Raw genomic sequence first — 1269 nt, forward strand, 5'->3', positions numbered from 1 at the left:
CCAGAAGCAGTGGCGCACCCCTGAAAGCACCCTGCACTGGATGGGCCTGCTTTGTGGTTGGCCCGGTGCCTTGCTGGCACAGCAGGTGCTGCGCCACAAGACCAGCAAGACGTCCTTCATCGTCGTGTTCTGGCTGACCGTCCTGGTCAATGTGGTCGGGTTCGTGGCGCTGCATGCCGGCGTGGACGGGCTGCAGACGCTGCGGCGTCTGGTCTGACGCACCTGCCCCTTGCTGGCTCCGTCCAGACGGGCAAACCGGCGAGAAGCCATCGCGTACCGCGCTGCACCTCAGGCCACAGCGCCCTCAGCGGCTTGACGCCGCCTGCAGCGCCTGCACCACCCGCTCGGCCCTGAAGCCCAGTTGCGCCTGTCCGCGCACCAGCACCAGCGGTGTGCCCGGCGCGCCATGGGCCTGGAACTCGGCGGCGCAGGCGGCGTCGCGTTCGATGAAGCACTCGCTGAAGGGCGCCTGGGCCTCGCGCAGGCGCAGGCGGGCCTGGGTGCAGAAGGGGCAGGTCACGGAAGAGATCAGCCGCAGGTCGCCGGGCTGCACCACGGCCCGCAGGGCCTGGTCTTGCTGTGACGTGTGCCACAGGCCCCAGCCTTCCCAGGCCAGGGTGGCCGTCAGCACCACCGCCACGAACAGCGCCAGTTCACGGCGCTGTGCGGCGGTCAGGGCCGACGGCATGACACGTTCACACCGCGGCGGTGATGACGATCTCGATCTTCCATTCCGGCTTGGCCAGGGCGGCCTGCACGGTGGCGCGGGCCGGGGTGTGGCCGGCCACCACCCAGGTGTCCCACACGCTGTTCATGCAAGAACTGGGCCACCCAGGTCAGCGGCCGCCGCGACGAGCTGACCCTGCAGGCCCTGTTCAACGAGGAACTGGGCGCTCTGCTGCAGGTGAGGACCGCCGACCGCGACGCGGTGCTGGCCACGCTGCGCGCGCACGGCCTGTCCACCTGCAGCCATGTGGTGGGCAAGCCCAATGACAAGGGCGTGGTCGAAGTCTGGCGCGACGCCAAGAGCCAGTTCTCGGCCCCGCTGTCCGAACTGCAGCAGATCTGGGACGAGGTCAGCTGGCGCATCGCCCGCCTGCGCGACAACCCGGTCTGCGCCGATCAGGAACACGCCGCCGCTGGCAGCGAAGGCCCCGGCCTGCATCTGGCCCTGAGCTTCGACCCGGCCGAGGACGTGGCCGCGCCCTACATCGCCAAGGCCCGCCCCAAGGTGGCCATCCTGCGCGAGCAGGGCGTGAACAGCCATGT

2 protein-coding genes and 2 pseudogenes are annotated in these 1269 nt (G+C 70.0%); 2 read left to right on the forward strand and 2 right to left on the reverse strand.

Translation table 11 applies throughout. The features are described 5' to 3' along the window. Positions 1-217, forward strand: a 217-nt coding sequence (locus tag I73_RS28545) for a DUF1294 domain-containing protein (RefSeq protein WP_040500587.1), incomplete at its 5' end; no start/stop codon positions are given. 87 nt (positions 218-304) lie between these two features. Here I73_RS28545 and I73_RS16865 read toward each other — a convergent pair. Together I73_RS16865 and I73_RS28550 are read right to left on the reverse strand one after the other, a co-directional pair. Next, complete coding sequence (locus tag I73_RS16865) at positions 305-688, reverse strand: glutaredoxin domain-containing protein (protein WP_022981694.1); 384 nt, start codon at positions 686-688, stop codon at positions 305-307. A 7-nt stretch (positions 689-695) separates the two neighbouring features. Further along, positions 696-815 (reverse strand): annotated as a pseudogene (locus tag I73_RS28550) (Rid family hydrolase); the annotation flags it as partial. Between the two features lie 2 nt (positions 816-817). Here I73_RS28550 and I73_RS16875 point away from each other — a divergent pair. Then, positions 818-1269: pseudogene (locus tag I73_RS16875) on the forward strand (phosphoribosylformylglycinamidine synthase); the annotation flags it as partial.

The sequence above is a fragment of the Ideonella sp. B508-1 genome (assembly GCF_000333615.1).
Taxonomy (GTDB): Bacteria; Pseudomonadota; Gammaproteobacteria; order Burkholderiales; family Burkholderiaceae_C; genus Ideonella.